Origin of the sequence: Paracidovorax citrulli, from assembly GCF_900100305.1 — a bacterium.
GTDB classification, from domain to species: domain Bacteria; phylum Pseudomonadota; class Gammaproteobacteria; order Burkholderiales; family Burkholderiaceae_C; genus Paracidovorax; species Paracidovorax citrulli.
The window spans coordinates 52,451-66,710 of record NZ_FNEY01000005.1; the positions used below are offsets into that span (position 1 = coordinate 52,451).

Below are 14,260 nucleotides of genomic sequence, written 5' to 3' on the forward strand. Positions count from 1 at the left end.
GGGCGTCAGGTCGCCGAGCAGGTGAAGCTGTCGGCCCGGGACGGATCCCCCGTGCCGTTGTAGCGCGGGAACCGGGGGTACTCGCAGACGGGCCGCTGCAATACCGGCGTGGTGCCGTCCGCCGCGAAGCGCGTGGTGACCAGGTTCCGCGGCGCGGCGTCCCGCTCCACCCAGGCATCGAGCGCGCCCAGCAGGTCGATCGATCGCGGATCGCCGCCCGGGCCGTCCAGGTTGTGGCCGACCGAGGGGGTGGTGAACAGGCGCGCGAAGCCGCGCACGCGGTCATCCCCCAGGCGATCGCGCACCGTATCGAAATAAGCCGCCGTGCGATAGACCGACACGCAGGTGTCCGCCATTCCGTACCAGATCAGCAGCTTGCCGCCGCGGGCGGCGAACGCGGACAGGTCCGGGTCGGTGGTGTCCATCATGTCGGCCAGGCGCAGGTACTGCGAAGGGAACTGCGTGGGATCGTGGTCCAGCAGGCTGCGCTGCGGATTGCCTTCGGCCACCCGCGCGCCTTCCTGGGCCGCCATGAAATTGAAGGAATCGCGGGCCTGGAAGCCGCTGCCGAAAATGTAGTCCTTCCAGTCCGACGTGGCCGATCCGCCGCGGCCATAGCCCGGATAGCCGCGCTCGCCCCGCGACAGCGTGACGGGGATGTCGTGCGCGCTGTGGATCAGCCGGATGGATTCGATCTGCCCCGCGGTCAGGCAGCCATTGTTGTCGGCGCCCTTGCACAGCAGTTCGGTGGGCACGTAGTCGCAGGCCCGCACGTTGCCGATGATGCCGTCCCGCAGGCCGTCCAGGGCATCGCAGGCCGCGGTTTCGGCGCGCGCGTAGAGCGCGATCTTCTCCGCGTTCAGCCAGTTCTCGGGCCGCGAGAAGATGTGCCGCAGCACCGTCGGCCCCAGGTTCACCTGGTGCGCCTGCTGGCTGATGGCCGGCTCCATAGCGATGACGCCGTCGTAGTCCCGCGGGTATTTCTGCGCGGCCGCCAGCGCCGAGCGGCCGCCGTTGGAATGGCCCAGGTGGTAGCGCCGCACCGGGCGCTGCCCATAGAAGTCGGTGGCGATGGCGGTGCCCACGCCGAGCACGAAGTGGTTGGCGTCGTAGGCATGGTTGCGCAGCGCCACGTCGCTGGAAGCCCAGCCGAAGCCACGCGACGGGTGGCCCGAGTCGGAGCTGATCTTCACGTAGGCATGGGCCGAGGGGCCGGCCAGCAGCTGGTACCAGGGATCGTCGGTGGGGATGAATCCGTCGAACCCGCCCCCGCCGATGGTGAGGGTCTTGCGGTTCCAGGCGGCCGGCTCCGGCAGTTCGACCGCCCAGCGGATGGTGGACTCCGGCGACGACACGATCTGCCCGCGCACGATGCACACGTCGGGCTGCGTGCCCGAGCCCTTGCGCAGTTCGGTGCGCGTGGCCACCGCACCGTGCGGCAGCGGCGATGCCGCGGCATAGGCCTGGCAGGACTCGGCCAGCGGCCGCGCGGCCAGGGAACCTCCGCCGTCACCGCTGCCGCAACCGGCCAGGCCGAAGGCGGCCAGCACGGTCCAGCCCCGGAAGGCGCCGAAGCGCCGCAGGGTTCCCGCGCCGCGGACTGGACAGCTCTCCGGCGGCGCGGAGCGGAGGCCGGGACGATGGACAGGCTCCTGGAAGCGCCCGCGTGCCTGCGCGGCCGCGGTGGTGGTGTGTCGGCGGAACATGGGTGGAAATCTCCTCGTGCGTTGTCTCGGCCGCCACGCGGCCTGCCGGCACGATAGGACGCCATGCCCGTGCGGACACCCCTGCAAATGCAGACGGATGGGGAAAATCCCGAGCCCGCGTTCAATGGCGCGTGCCGCGCAGCGCGGCCGCCAGCTCCACCTTGTTGCGCACGCCCAGCACGGCATAGGCGCTGCGCAGGTAGGTCCGCACGGTGGCGGGCGAGAGGCCCAGCAGGCCGGCGATGGCCTTGTAGCCATGGCCATGCGCGTACAGCATGGCGGCGCTCATCTCGCGCGGGGCGAGCGGCGATTTGCGTTGCCGCGACGGCAGGCGCAGGCACACCAGCGCCCCGCAGGCCTCCAGGTGCAGGCGGCACGACCTGCCGACCACCAGGCTTGCGGGCAGTTGCCGCAGGGCCGCATGGCACTCGGGGGGCAGGGCCGTGCCGGACCATCCGGGATGGACCTGCGCCAGCGCCTGGCCCACGCGCAATCCCAGGAAGAGCAGCCGGCCCTCCATGTCGGCCAGCGCGTAGCTGTCCCAGGCCCGTGCGATGGAGACGCTCTGCAGGGTTTCGAGCATGTGCCGCCAGTGGTCCAGCAGGTGCGGGACGAACTCACCGAACAGCGCCGCATCCTGCCCGGAGAACGGCGGGGCCAGGGGCTTGCGGTACACGCAGACGAAAAACTGCAGGCCGCTGTCCGGCAGCGCCACGGTGAAGGCCATGCTGTGGAACAGACCGTGGCGCTCGCAGAAGGCCTCCACCCGCGGCGAAGCGGACAGCGGCTGCCCGCTGCAGGCATTGCCCACGACCACCTGCCCGAGGCTGTCCAGCGATGCCTGCGCGAATTCGTCCTCCATGGACAGCTGGTTCCACTCCTGGGCGAACTGCCGGCTGAGGCCGATGCTGCCGTGCAGCCAGTTGCGCGGAGCCACCTGGGGCGTGCCGGCCGACACCTCGCCCCACCACGCCATGTCGAAGGGCACCAGCGTGCGCAGGATGTCGAGTGCGTCGCGCAGCATGGCCTGCGGGGCACCCTGGCGCGCACGCTCGGACAGCCGCAGCAGGCCGGCGCTGAAGGCCTGCAGCGGGCCGATCGCCGGCAAGGCTCGGGCCGGTGCCTGGCGGGTGCATGCGCTCATGGCGGGGCCGTCCTGCACGGCCTCCCATTCCTGCAAATGCATGGGCCTGTCTCCTGTTGGGTCTGTGGTCCCCGGAGCGGGTCCGGGTACTGCCTCTTCGGGGGCGGATGGTACGGGAGCGCCACCGCGCCGCACAAGCCCGGGCCGGTACGGAGATAACATCGCCGACTTTCCGCCACCGCTGTTCCGAGCACCATGACCCATGCCACCGAATTCGCCCCCGGCCTTGTCCTGCAGGGCATCGAGCCCCCACTGTCCCTGTCGGACTACAAGCTCATCGCCTTCGACATGGACTCCACGCTGATCAACATCGAATGCGTGGACGAGATCGCGGATGCCGCCGGGCGCAAGGCCGAGGTGGCCGCCATCACCGAGGCCGCCATGCAGGGCCTCATCACCGACTACAAGGAGAGCCTGCGCCAGCGCGTGGCGCTGCTGCGCGGCGTGGGCGTGGAGCACATGGAGCAGGTCTTCCGCGAGCGCCTGCGCTTCAACCCCGGTGCGAAGGAACTCATCGACGCCGCCAAGGCCGCGGGCCTCGCTACGCTGCTGGTGTCGGGCGGGTTCACGTTCTTCTCGGACCGGGTGCGCGCCGGCCTGGGGATCGACCTCTCGCGCGCCAACGTGCTGGAGATCGAGGACGGCCGCCTCACGGGCCGCATGGTGGACCAGCCCTGGGGCGACATCTGCGACGGCGCCGAGAAGCGCCGCACGCTGCTGGAAGTGGCCTCGCTGATGGGCATCGACCCGTCGCAGGCGATCGCGGTGGGCGACGGCGCCAACGACCTGCCCATGATGGGCGTGGCCGGCCTGTCCGTGGCCTTCCACGCGAAACCCGCCGTGCGCGCGCAGGCCAAGGTGGCGATCAACGAGGGCGGCCTCGACCGGCTGCTGGACATCCTGCGGTGAGGCCTCGGGAAGGCATAAGTAGCAGCCGCGTTATATGGGTATGACAATAAAAACGTGGTGAGCCTGCGGGAAACTACCTAGACTCCGGGCCCATGGGCGACAGCCCCGGCGCGGCCGGGGCGCCCCCAACCTACCGAAGAAAGCCGTTGTTCCGATGCTGAAGAAAGCCCTCTCCGCCCTGGCCCTCGCCGCGCTCGCCGTCTCTGCCCACGCGGCCGACACCGTCCTCAAGGTGGCGGCCTCCGCCGTGCCGCATGCCGAGATCCTGAACTTCGTGAAGCCCCGGCTCAAGGCCCAGGGCGTGGACCTGCAGGTGCGCGAATTCAGCGACTACATCCAGCCCAATGCCGCGGTGGAAGACAAGCAGCTCGACGCCAACTTCTTCCAGCACCAGCCCTACCTGGACAGCTACAACAAGGACCGCAAGAGCAGCCTCGTGGCCGTGCCGGACGGCAAGGTCCACGTGGAGCCCTTCGGCGCCTACTCGAAGAAGATCAAGTCCGTGAGCGAACTCAAGGACGGCGCCACCATCGCCATCCCCAACGATCCGTCGAACGCGGGCCGCGCGCTGATCCTGCTGCAGAAGCAGGGCCTCATCACGCTCAAGGACCCGAAGAACATCACGGCCACGCCGATCGACATCGCCCGGAACCCGAAGAAACTCAAGTTCCGCGAACTGGAAGCCGCCCTGCTGCCCCGCGCGCTGCAGGACGTGGACCTGGCCCTGATCAACACCAACTACGCGATCGAGGCCAGGCTGAACCCGACGAAGGATGCGCTGTTCATCGAAGGCAGCGATTCGCCCTACGCCAACCTGATCGCCGCCCGCGCCGACCGCGCCAACGACCCGGCGATCGCCAAGCTGGTGAAGGCGCTGCACACGCCCGAAGTGAAGAAGTTCATCCAGGACAAGTACCAGGGCGCGATCGTGCCGGCGTTCTGATCGCCCGCGCCGTCCGCCGTGCAAGGCGCCGCTTTCGCGGCGCCTTTTTCATTCCAGTCCCTGCCAGAGCCAGAACGACAGCGTGAGCATGATGGCGCCCGTGAGCCCATCGAGCAGGCGCCAGGCCACCGGCTTCGCGAACACGCCCTGCAGCTGCCGCCCCGCGAAGGCGAGCATCAGGAACCACAGCAGGCTGGCCGATGCCGCGCCGGCCACGAACACCCACTTGAGGCAGCCCTCCTGCCGGGCGCCGATGGAGCCCACGAGCACCACGGTGTCCAGGTACACATGCGGGTTGAGCAGCGTGATCGCGGCCAGGGTGCCCAGCACGCCCAGCAGGCCCTGGCGGGTGCGCTCGCCGTCCGTGCGCAGGCCGGCGCCCGCACCGAACAACGCCCGGTGCCATGCGAACAGCCCATAGGCCAGCAGGAACACGGCGCCGCCCAGGGTGAGCACGCGCGCCAGGCCCGGAGCGCTCTCCAGCAGCTTCGCCATGCCGGCCACGCCGGCGCCGATCAGCGCCGCGTCGGCCAGCACGCACAGGGCCACGCAGGCCCGCACGTGCCGCCCGGCGACCGCCTGGCGCAGCACGTAGGCGTTCTGCGCGCCGATGGAGACGATCAGGGACATGCAGACCGTGAAGCCGGCCAGCCAGGCGGCGGACGCGGCCCCGCCGGAGAACAGGGAAGAGGAAGGAAGAAGTGCCCACATGCGACCGATTCTGGGCGGGTGTAAAAATTATGTAAACTTAAAAACTCTAACCTTCATTAAGTATTGCTTCATGCTGGACTACGCCGGACTCGAGGCCCTCGCGGCCGTGGTGCGCGAGGGCAGTTTCGAACGTGCGGCGCGGCGCCTGCACGTCACGCCTTCGGCGGTCTCGCAGCGCGTCAAGCAACTGGAAGAGCGTGCGGGACAGGTGCTGGTACAGCGCGGTACCCCCTGCACGGGCACCGAGGCCGGACGCCGGCTGTGCCTGCACCTGGAGCAGGTGGCCCTCCTGGAAAACGAACTGCGGCGGGTCCACCCCGCGCTGGTGCCCGATGCCCACGCGCCTGCGCCCACGGTCAAGCTGGCGGTGAACGACGATTCGCTGTCCACCTGGTTCATGGACGCGATGGCGGCCTTCGCCGAAGGCGGCAACGAATTGCTGGACGTGCGCATCGACGACCAGGAGCACACCGCGCAGCGGCTGCGCGAAGGCGAGGTGATCGCCGCCGTGACGGCCACCGCCGGCGCCATCGCGGGCTGCAACACCTGGCCGCTGGGCTCCATGCACTACGTGGCGGCGGCCAGCCCGGCCTTCGTGCGCCGCCATTTCGGGCCGGACACGGGCGGGGTGACCCAGGACACCATCGCGCAGGCGCCGATGATGGTGTACAGCCGCAACGACCGCCTGCAGGACCAGTGGCTGCAGCGCCAGGGCCTCGGCTCGCGCCGCCATCCGCCCCGCCACTTCCTGCCGTCCAACCAGGGCTTCCTGCGCAGCTGCGAGATGGGCATCGGCTGGGGCATGCACCCCACGGTGCTGATCGAGCGGCAGCTCGCGGACGGCACGCTGGTGGAGATGCTGCCGGGCACCGGCATGGACGTGGCGCTCTACTGGGCCCACCCGCGTTCGGCCCAGGCGGGGCTGGAGCGGCTCACGCAGTGCGTCATGGCGGCGGCGCAGGCCTGGCTGGGCGCGGATGCCGGCAGGCGGCGGGCGGGGACGCCGCGCAAGCCGCCGAAGAAATAGCCCGCCCGGGTCAATTCCCCCCGACTTCCACGCGCACGGGCAGCCCTGGAACCGGCACCTGCGCCAGCGCGCGGCGCCGCGCGGGCGACACGGCCCCTGCGGCGGCCGGGCGTGCCACCAGGTCGGCCAGCGTCACGCCGTCGAGCACCGCCAGGTAGCTCTGGGTGGCCTGCGCGAGCGCGCCCCGCAGCAGGCAGTGCCCGGTGAGGCGGCACTGGTTCACCGCCGGGTCGAAGCACTCCACCATGTCGAAATCGCTCTCCGTGAGGCGCACCACGTCACCCAGGCGGATGCTGGCGGCAGGCACGCGCAGGCGCAGGCCGCCTCCCCGTCCGCGCGTGGTGTCCAGCAGGCCCTGCGCGGCCAGCGCCTGGACGATCTTCATGAGGTGGCTGCGCGAGATGCCATGCTGCCCGGCCACCTCGGTGATGGTCACGGGCTGCGCGCGCCCCTCGCAGGCGGCGCAATACATCAGTACGCGCAGGGCGTAGTCGGTCCATTGGGTGAGGCGCATGGCGTTTGCGTTGGATCAATCCGAAAGAGTCTCTTCGGATGAATCTTATTGCATAAAATATTCATCAGAAATGAATCTTTAAGGAGCCCCCATGAATGCACGCCTTCCCGATGCCCTGCCTGCCGCCACGATCGACTCCCGGCAGACGCTGGGCCAGATCGCCGTGTCGCTGCCCGGCGCCACGGCGGTGTTCCGCAGGCTGCACCTGGATTTCTGCTGGGGCGGGCAGGTGAGCCTGGCGCAGGCCGCGGCCGACAAGGGCCTGGACCTCGCCGCGCTGCAGGCCGAGCTTGCCGCCCTGCAACGCGATGGCGCCGCCCCCGATCCGGCACTGGACACCGGCACGCTGCTCGATCACATCGTGGCGCGCTACCACGAGGTCCATCGCGCGCAGTTGCCCGAACTGATCCGCATGGCGCGGCGCGTGGAGGCGGTGCACCGGGAGCATCCGCGGGTGCCTGCGGGCCTGGCCGACCTGCTGGAGGCCACGCAGGGGGAACTGCTGTCGCACATGCTCAAGGAAGAGCGCGTGCTGTTTCCCATGCTCCGGGGCGGCGGCGACGCCTTCGCGGGCCCGCCCATCGCCATGATGCGCGCAGAGCACACGGAGCACGGAGAGACGCTGGAACGGCTCGCGGCCCTCACCGGGCAGATGACGCCGCCGCCGGGCGCCTGCAACACGTGGCGCGCTCTCTACGCGGGGCTGGAGCAGTTCCGCGACGACCTCGTCGAGCACATCCACCTGGAAAACAACGTGCTGTTCCCGCGCTTCGACGGCACGGCCGCCGCACCCCGGGGCTGCGGCGCGACTGACGGTGCAGGCGCGTGCGGATGCCGCTGATACCGTGCAGGACAATCCACACCTTGCCATGCCCGACCAAGCCCCTCTTCCCGACACCATCGCCCCGTCCCCGCTGGACCACGGCGCCATCGCCGCGCTCGTCCACGGGTTCTATGCGGACGTGCGCGCCCATCCGCTGCTCGGCCCGGTCTTCGAGGAGGCTCTGGGGGACCGGTGGGAGCCGCACCTGGCGCGCATGGTGGATTTCTGGGCCACGGTGGCGCTGGGCGCGCGGAGCTACCGCGGCAATGTGCAAAAGCGCCACATGGCCCTGCAGGGCGTGACGCCCGCGCATTTCGCGGCCTGGGTGGGGCTGTGGAAGCAGCACACGGAGCGCCGCTTCGCGCCGGACGTCGCGCACGACCTGCAGCAGGCGGCGCATGGCGTGGCGCGCAACCTGTTCCGCGCCCTGATGGGGCGGCTGCCGGATTTCGCGGAACCCGCCGGCCACGGGCACTGAGCCCGCCATGGCCGGCCGGCCCTGTCAACCCTTGCGGGCGGCGCGCAGCGGTACCAGCAGGTGCGAGAGGCCGTTGTGGTCGATCTCGTGCATCAGCGCCAGCAGGCGGCCGATGTCGCCGGGCGGGAAGCCCTCGCGGGCGAACCAGTTGAGGTAGTTGCCGGGCAGGTCGGCGATCGCCGTGCCCTTGTGCTTGCCGTAGGGCATGACCACCGTGACGAGCCGCTCGAGCTGTGCCGGGTCCATGGCCGTACTCCCCCTCACCCGCCCGCGCGCCTGACCTTGTGGCCCAGCGCCTGGAGCGCCTGCATGACGCGCTCCACATGGTCGCCCTGCACTTCGATCACGCCGTCCTTGGCGGTGCCGCCCGTGCCGCAGGCGGCCTTGAGCTGCTTGCCCAGCTGGGCCAGCTCGGCCGCGGGCAGCGCCACGCCCTTCACCACGGTCACCGCCTTGCCGCCCCGGCCCTTGGTCTCGCGGGAGACGCGCACGATGCCGTCGCCCGCCGGCACCGCTGCCGCGCGCGCGGCGGCGCAGGCGCATTGCGCGACCGGCTGGCGGCACGCGGGGCACATGCGGCCGGATTCGGTCGAATAGACGAGGCCGCCCAGGTCGCTCAGGCGCATGGAAGGCTCCGGTGGAGGCCGGCGGCGGGGGCGGACGCGGAGGTGGCGGCAGGACTGGGCATGGCGCGATTATCCGGGGCATGCGGCGGTGCCGCACAATCCGCGGGGAGCGCCCCCGCGCTCCCTCTTGTTTTCCCGTTGTTGTTCCATGGCCGCTGCGTCTTCCATGCCCCGGCCCCCTGCCCTCCCGCCCGCCATGCCCTTTGCCGCCCTCGGCCTCTCGCCCGCCCTCGTCCACGCCGCCGGTGCCCTGGGCTTCGACACGCCCACGCCCATCCAGGCGCAGGCCATTCCCGCCGTGCTGGACGGGGGCGACGTGCTGGGCCGCGCGCAAACGGGCTCGGGCAAGACGGCCGCCTTCGGCCTGCCGCTGCTGCAGCGGCTCCTGCCGCAAGCGCAGCAGGCCGGCGCCCGCCCCGGGCCGCGGCGCCCGGGCGCCCTGGTGCTGGTGCCCACGCGCGAACTGGCCGCCCAGGTGGGCGAGGTGCTGCGCGACCTGGCGGGCCATCTGCCCGGGCCGCGGCTGAAGATCGCGATCGCGTGCGGCGGGGTGTCCATCAACCCGCAGTTGATGGCCCTGCGCGGCGGCGCGGACGCGGTGGTGGCCACGCCGGGCCGGCTGCTGGACCTCGTGGAGCACAACGCCCTGTCGCTCTCGCAGGTGCGGGCGCTGGTGCTGGACGAGGCCGACCGGCTGCTGGACCTGGGATTCGCCGAAGAGCTGCAGCGCGTGCTCGCATTGCTGCCGGCGCAGCGCCAGAACCTGCTGTTTTCCGCCACCTTCGAGCCGGGCGTGGCCCGGCTGGCCGAGGGCCTGTTGCGCGATCCGCTGCGCATCGAAATCGCCGGAGCGCCCGGCACGGCGCCCGACATCGCCCAGCGCGCCATCGCGGTGGAAGCACCGCGCCGCACCCAGCTGCTGAAGCAGTTGCTCACGCAGGAGCCCGGCTGGACGCGGGTGCTGGTGTTCGTGGCCACCCAGTACGCGGCCGAGCATGTCGCGGAAAAGCTCTACCAGTCCGGCATCTACGCATCGCCCTTCCACGGCGGCCTGAGCCAGGGCACGCGCCGGCAGGTGCTGCAGGAATTCCGCGACGAACGCTGGCAGGTGCTGGTGACCACCGACCTGGCCGCGCGCGGCATCGACATCGCCGGGCTGCCGGCCGTCGTCAACTACGACCTGCCCCGCGCCGCGGCCGACTACGTGCACCGCATCGGCCGCACGGGGCGTGCCGGCGCCAGCGGCGTGGCGGTCAGCTTCGTCACCCCCGAGGCCGCGCCCCACTGGCGGCTGCTCGCCCGGCGGCACGGCCTGCAGGCGCTGCCGGTGGAGCAGGTCGCGGGATTCGAGGTGGCGCTCGCGCCCGCTGCGCAGGAGACCGGCGCCACAGAGGATGCGCCCGCGCGCCCCGGCAAGCTGCCGCCGGGCACGGGCGGCATCAAGGGGCGGCGCCCGAGCAAGAAGGACAAGCTGCGGGCCGCTGCTGCGGCGGCCGCCGCGCAGGCCGGCGGCACCGGGAACCCCACAGTGGATTGAGACCGGGCGACAGGCCGGCGGGCAGAGCCGGCGGGCCGCCGTTCAGGTGGCGTCAGTCCCCGCCGTCGCCTCCGCCATCCGAACCATCCGCGCCGCCGTCGGCACCGTCGCCGTCCTCGGCATGCGGGCCGTCGCCGCCGGAGTCCGCCGGCCGCGCGGCCGGCTTGCGGGGCATGCCTTCGCCGGGCTTGGCGACGATCTCCACGTAGAACTGCGCATCGCCGGACTGCGCCACGCCGTCGATCAGGCGGGTGATGTCTTCCACCTGCACGCTGCGCGCATCGTCCTGCGTGCGGCCGAAGCGGCAGTCGAAGTCCCAGTAGCGCGCGCCCTCGGGCAGCGCGCGGCGGCGCTCGCGGCGCAGGTAGCGGTGGATGTCGTGGCGGGCCGCGTCCAGCAGCCGGTAGCGGTTCTTGCCGTCGATATGGAGCACATAGGTCTTTCGCATGCGCCCATCGTAACCTGCCCGCGCCTGGGCACTATGATTTCAATAGCAACGCGCGACGAATGGAAAAGCTTCGCGGTGGCCCGGCGCGGCTCTAAACGCGCGGCGGTGCGGGATAGGCCGGGTCGGTGTAGCCCGGCGTGGAGGGGTGGCCCGGCGCCACCATGCCATCCACCAGGGCTTCGTCTTCCGGCGTGACGGTGTATTCGAGCGCAGGTGCGTAGTCCTGCCACTGGGCCAGGGTGCGCGGGCCCGCGATGACGGCGCTGACCGCCCGGTGGGCCAATACCCAGGCGGTGGCGAACTGGGCCAGCGTCACGCCGCGGGCCTCGGCGTGCCGCTTCAGTTCCTGCGCCAGCACCAGCGATTCGTGGCGGAATTCGGTTTCCGCGATGCGCCTGTCGCCCCGCCCGGCGCGCGTGCCGCCGCGGGCGCCTCGCCCGGCAGGTACTTGCCGGTGAGCACGCCGCGCGCGATGGGGCTGTAGGGCACCACGCCCAGGCCGTGGTGCGCGCAGGCCGGCAGGATCTCGACCTCCGGCATGCGGTTGAGCAGGTTGTAGTAGGGCTGGCAGACCACGGGCCCGGGCATGCCGATGCGCGCGGCGCCGTGCACCAGCTCGGCGATGCGCCACGCGCGGAAGTTAGAGACGCCCCAGTAGCGGATCTTGCCCGCGCGCAGCAGCGCATCGAGGGCGAAGAGCGGCTCCTCGAGGTCCATGCCCAGGAAATCGCGGTGCAGGTAGAGGATGTCCACATGGTCGGTGCGCAGGCGCGCCAGGCTGGCCTCCACCTCGCGCAGCATCCAGGTGCGGGAATAGTGGCTCTCGTTCACGCGGTCGGACATCCGGTTGCCCAGCTTGGTGGCCAGCACCCAGTCGTGCCGCTGGCCCGCCAGCAGGTCGCCCAGCATCGATTCGGAGGCGCCCCTGGTATAGACGTCCGCCGTGTCGATGAAATTCACGCCGCGCTCGCGCGCATCGGCCACGACGGCCGCGGCCTCGTCCCGGCCGGTCTGGTCGCCGAACATCATGGTGCCCAGGCAGAGGGCGGAAACCTGCAGGTTGCTGCGGCCGAGGCGGCGGTATTGCATGGGGCGGGCCTTTCAGGGAATGAGGCGCCCGCAGGGCGCGGGGAATATCGAGAAGAGGCGCCTCCACCGCCACGGCCCAATGCAAGGCCGCCGCGCGACGGAGGCCGGGGGTCAGTAGTGTGGCGGGATCTCGTCGCGCAGGCTGCCGCCGGGCGCGGTGCCACCCGGCTCGGGCAGTTGCTGCCGCAGCGCCGCCAGGGCGCGCTGCAGCGCGTCGATCTGCTGCTGCTGGCGATAGACGGTGACGTTGAGCTGGTCCAGCAGGTCTTCGGCGTAGCTGGCCTTGATCTCCAGCTCGTCGAGGCGCTCGGACGGGGTGCGGTCGGTGTCCGGCATGGCTCAGCCTCGCAGCGCCTGGCCGAGGCGCGCCACGCCTTCGCGGATCCTGTCCACGTCGGCCGTCGCGAACGACAGGCGCAGCGTGGCATGGTCGGGGTTCGCGCAGAAGAACGGCGTGCCCGGCACGAAGGCCACGCCCTTGTCGATGGCCTGCTTGGCCAGCACGTTGCCGTCGGCCACCGCGCCGCCCGCCCCCGTGAGCCGCGCCCACACGAACAGGCCGCCCTGGGGCTGCACGAAGTCGATCGCCTCGCCCAGCTCGCGGCGCAGCGCGTCGCCCATGGCCTGCGCGCGCTCGGCATACACGGCGCGTACCTTGGCCAGCGTGGCCGGCATGCGGCCCGAACGCAGGTACTGCGCGGCCGTGGCCTGCGCGAAAGTGCTGGTGTGCGCGTCGCTGAACTGCTTGCACATGGTGGCCTTGGCCAGCAGCTCGGCGGGCGCGATCAGCCAGCCCACGCGCAGGCCCGGGCTCAGCACCTTGCTGAGGCTGCCGCAGTGGGCCAGCAGTTCGCGGCTGCCGGGCACCGTGGCCGACAGCGCCAGCAGGCTGGGCGGCGGCGCCTCGCCGAAATACAGGTCGCCGTAGGGATCGTCCTCGACGACCAGCACCTGGTGGCGCACCGCCAGCTCCAGGATCCTGCGGCGGCGCTCCAGCGACAGCAGCGCGCCGCTGGGGTTGCCGAAGGTGGGAATGAGATAGACGAACTTGGGCCGGTGCTCCACGATGAGCCGCTCGAGCGCGTCGGCATCCACACCATGGCCGTCCACGGGTGCGCTTACCAGTTCGGCGCCGTAGAGGCGGAAGCACTGGATGGTGGCGAGGAAGGTGGGCCCTTCCACGATCACCTTGTCGCCGGGGCTGATGAGGGTCTTGCCCAGCAGGTCCAGCGCCTGCTGGCTGCCGGTGGTGACGATCAGGTCCTCGGGCCGCACGCCCTGCGCGCCCTTGGTGGCCATGAAGGCCGAGAGCTGTTCGCGCAGCGGGTTGTAGCCCTCGGTGGCACCGTACTGCAGCGCCGTGCCGGGCTCCTCGGCGAGCGCCCGCCCGCTCGCCTCGCGGATGCCCTCGACGTCGAACATCGCGCTGTCGGGAAAGCCGCCGGCGAAGCTGATGATGCCGGGCTTGCCCAGCAGCTTGAACAGCTCCCGGATGGCGGAGGTTTCGACGTTGTTCAGGCGGTCTGCGAATTGCATGGCGTGTTCACGGTGTGTTGGCGAAAGACCCCCATTGTCGCCAATGGCCGCGCATGTTTCATGCGTACGGTGCGCTGCGGGACAATGCACGGGCGAACCGCATCGACAACGACGCCCCACACCACCATGAAGACCGCGCAGATCGAACCCTTCTTCGCCGCGCTGAAGGCCGCCAATCCCCAACCCAACACCGAACTGGAATACACAACCGTCTTCGAGTTGCTGGCCGCCGTGCTGCTGTCGGCCCAGGCCACCGACGTGGGCGTGAACAAGGCCACGCGCAAGCTGTTCCCGGTGGCGGGCACGCCGCAGGCCATCCTCGACCTGGGGCTGGAAGGGCTGGAGGGCTACATCAAGACCATTGGCCTGTACCGCAGCAAGGCCCGCCACCTGATGGAGACGTGCCGCATCCTGGTGGAGCGCCACGGCGGCACCGTGCCGCGCACGCGCGAGGAACTGGAAGCCCTGCCCGGCGTGGGCCGCAAGACCGCCAACGTGGTGCTGAACGTGGCCTTCGGCCAGCCCACCATGGCGGTGGACACGCACATCTTCCGCGTGAGCAACCGCACCGGCCTCGCCCCCGGCAAGAACCCGCTGGCCGTGGAAATGCAGCTGCTCAAACGCGTGCCCGCCGAATATGCCGTGGATTCGCACCACTGGCTCATCCTGCTGGGCCGCTACGTCTGCCAGGCGAGAAAGCCGCGCTGCTGGGAATGCGTGGTGGCACCGTGGTGCGATTACCAGCCGAAGACGCCGGCGCCCTGAGGCC

The 14,260-nt window shown here is 70.9% G+C and carries 16 protein-coding genes and 1 pseudogene; 7 read left to right on the top strand and 10 right to left on the bottom strand.

Going from position 1 to position 14,260, the window contains the following annotated elements; all coding sequences use genetic code 11:
- Positions 1–5 precede the first annotated feature (5 nt).
- Positions 6–1,706 carry a tannase/feruloyl esterase family alpha/beta hydrolase gene (locus BLR99_RS04855; protein WP_011794715.1) on the bottom strand — a complete coding sequence of 567 codons (1,701 nt, stop codon included), beginning with the start codon at positions 1,704–1,706 and terminating at the stop codon, positions 6–8.
- 121 nt (positions 1,707–1,827) lie between these two features.
- Positions 1,828–2,892, bottom strand: a complete 1,065-nt coding sequence (locus BLR99_RS04860) for a helix-turn-helix transcriptional regulator (protein WP_017439023.1) — start codon at positions 2,890–2,892, stop codon at positions 1,828–1,830.
- 153 nt (positions 2,893–3,045) lie between these two features.
- Between BLR99_RS04860 and serB the strand changes: the two genes are divergently transcribed.
- Both serB and BLR99_RS04870 read left to right on the top strand, forming a co-directional pair.
- Positions 3,046–3,759: a phosphoserine phosphatase SerB gene (gene serB / locus BLR99_RS04865; protein ID WP_017439022.1), complete on the top strand. Its 714-nt coding sequence runs from the start codon at positions 3,046–3,048 to the stop codon at positions 3,757–3,759.
- Between the two features lie 154 nt (positions 3,760–3,913).
- Complete coding sequence (locus tag BLR99_RS04870; RefSeq protein ID WP_011794712.1) at positions 3,914–4,702, top strand: MetQ/NlpA family ABC transporter substrate-binding protein; 789 nt, start codon at positions 3,914–3,916, stop codon at positions 4,700–4,702.
- A 48-nt stretch (positions 4,703–4,750) separates the two neighbouring features.
- Here BLR99_RS04870 and BLR99_RS04875 read toward each other — a convergent pair whose 3' ends face one another.
- On the bottom strand, positions 4,751–5,413 hold the full coding sequence (locus BLR99_RS04875) for a LysE/ArgO family amino acid transporter (RefSeq protein ID WP_011794711.1): 663 nt from the start codon (positions 5,411–5,413) through the stop codon (positions 4,751–4,753).
- A gap of 70 nt (positions 5,414–5,483) precedes the next feature.
- Here BLR99_RS04875 and BLR99_RS04880 point away from each other — a divergent pair, with 70 nt between their 5' ends.
- The gene (locus tag BLR99_RS04880; protein ID WP_011794710.1) at positions 5,484–6,440 is read left to right on the top strand and encodes an HTH-type transcriptional regulator ArgP; all 957 of its coding nucleotides are present in this window, start codon (positions 5,484–5,486) and stop codon (positions 6,438–6,440) included.
- 10 nt (positions 6,441–6,450) lie between these two features.
- Here the strand turns inward: BLR99_RS04880 and BLR99_RS04885 are convergent, their stop codons facing one another.
- The gene (locus BLR99_RS04885; RefSeq protein WP_011794709.1) at positions 6,451–6,954 is read right to left on the bottom strand and encodes an RrF2 family transcriptional regulator; all 504 of its coding nucleotides are present in this window, start codon (positions 6,952–6,954) and stop codon (positions 6,451–6,453) included.
- Between the two features lie 91 nt (positions 6,955–7,045).
- Here BLR99_RS04885 and ytfE point away from each other — a divergent pair, with 91 nt between their 5' ends.
- Positions 7,046–7,795, top strand: coding sequence for an iron-sulfur cluster repair protein YtfE (gene ytfE, locus BLR99_RS04890; RefSeq protein WP_011794708.1), 750 nt, complete (start codon positions 7,046–7,048; stop codon positions 7,793–7,795).
- Positions 7,796–7,823: 28 nt separating this feature from the next.
- Positions 7,824–8,255 carry a group III truncated hemoglobin gene (locus BLR99_RS04895; protein WP_011794707.1) on the top strand — a complete coding sequence of 144 codons (432 nt, stop codon included), beginning with the start codon at positions 7,824–7,826 and terminating at the stop codon, positions 8,253–8,255.
- A gap of 24 nt (positions 8,256–8,279) precedes the next feature.
- On the opposite strand, the gene BLR99_RS04900 is transcribed toward BLR99_RS04895, so the two are convergent.
- Positions 8,280–8,501 (bottom strand): DUF3820 family protein, encoded by a 222-nt coding sequence (locus BLR99_RS04900; RefSeq protein WP_011794706.1) that lies wholly within the window; start codon positions 8,499–8,501, stop codon positions 8,280–8,282.
- 14 nt (positions 8,502–8,515) lie between these two features.
- Positions 8,516–8,881 (bottom strand): translation initiation factor Sui1, encoded by a 366-nt coding sequence (locus tag BLR99_RS04905; RefSeq protein ID WP_011794705.1) that lies wholly within the window; start codon positions 8,879–8,881, stop codon positions 8,516–8,518.
- 196 nt (positions 8,882–9,077) lie between these two features.
- Between BLR99_RS04905 and BLR99_RS04910 the strand changes: the two genes are divergently transcribed.
- Complete coding sequence (locus BLR99_RS04910) at positions 9,078–10,418, top strand: DEAD/DEAH box helicase (protein WP_011794704.1); 1,341 nt, start codon at positions 9,078–9,080, stop codon at positions 10,416–10,418.
- A gap of 52 nt (positions 10,419–10,470) precedes the next feature.
- Here BLR99_RS04910 and BLR99_RS04915 read toward each other — a convergent pair whose 3' ends face one another.
- From BLR99_RS04915 to BLR99_RS04930, 4 genes and pseudogenes are all read right to left on the bottom strand, one after another.
- On the bottom strand, positions 10,471–10,866 hold the full coding sequence (locus BLR99_RS04915) for a DUF6172 family protein (protein ID WP_046060239.1): 396 nt from the start codon (positions 10,864–10,866) through the stop codon (positions 10,471–10,473).
- A gap of 91 nt (positions 10,867–10,957) precedes the next feature.
- Positions 10,958–11,955 (bottom strand): annotated as a pseudogene (locus BLR99_RS04920) (aldo/keto reductase).
- Between the two features lie 111 nt (positions 11,956–12,066).
- Complete coding sequence (locus BLR99_RS04925; protein ID WP_011794701.1) at positions 12,067–12,291, bottom strand: SlyX family protein; 225 nt, start codon at positions 12,289–12,291, stop codon at positions 12,067–12,069.
- Between the two features lie 3 nt (positions 12,292–12,294).
- Complete coding sequence (locus BLR99_RS04930; protein ID WP_046060240.1) at positions 12,295–13,491, bottom strand: aminotransferase-like domain-containing protein; 1,197 nt, start codon at positions 13,489–13,491, stop codon at positions 12,295–12,297.
- 126 nt (positions 13,492–13,617) lie between these two features.
- On the opposite strand from BLR99_RS04930, the gene nth reads away from it, so the two are divergent.
- Complete coding sequence (nth, locus tag BLR99_RS04935) at positions 13,618–14,256, top strand: endonuclease III (protein WP_017439002.1); 639 nt, start codon at positions 13,618–13,620, stop codon at positions 14,254–14,256.
- Positions 14,257–14,260 lie beyond the last annotated feature (4 nt).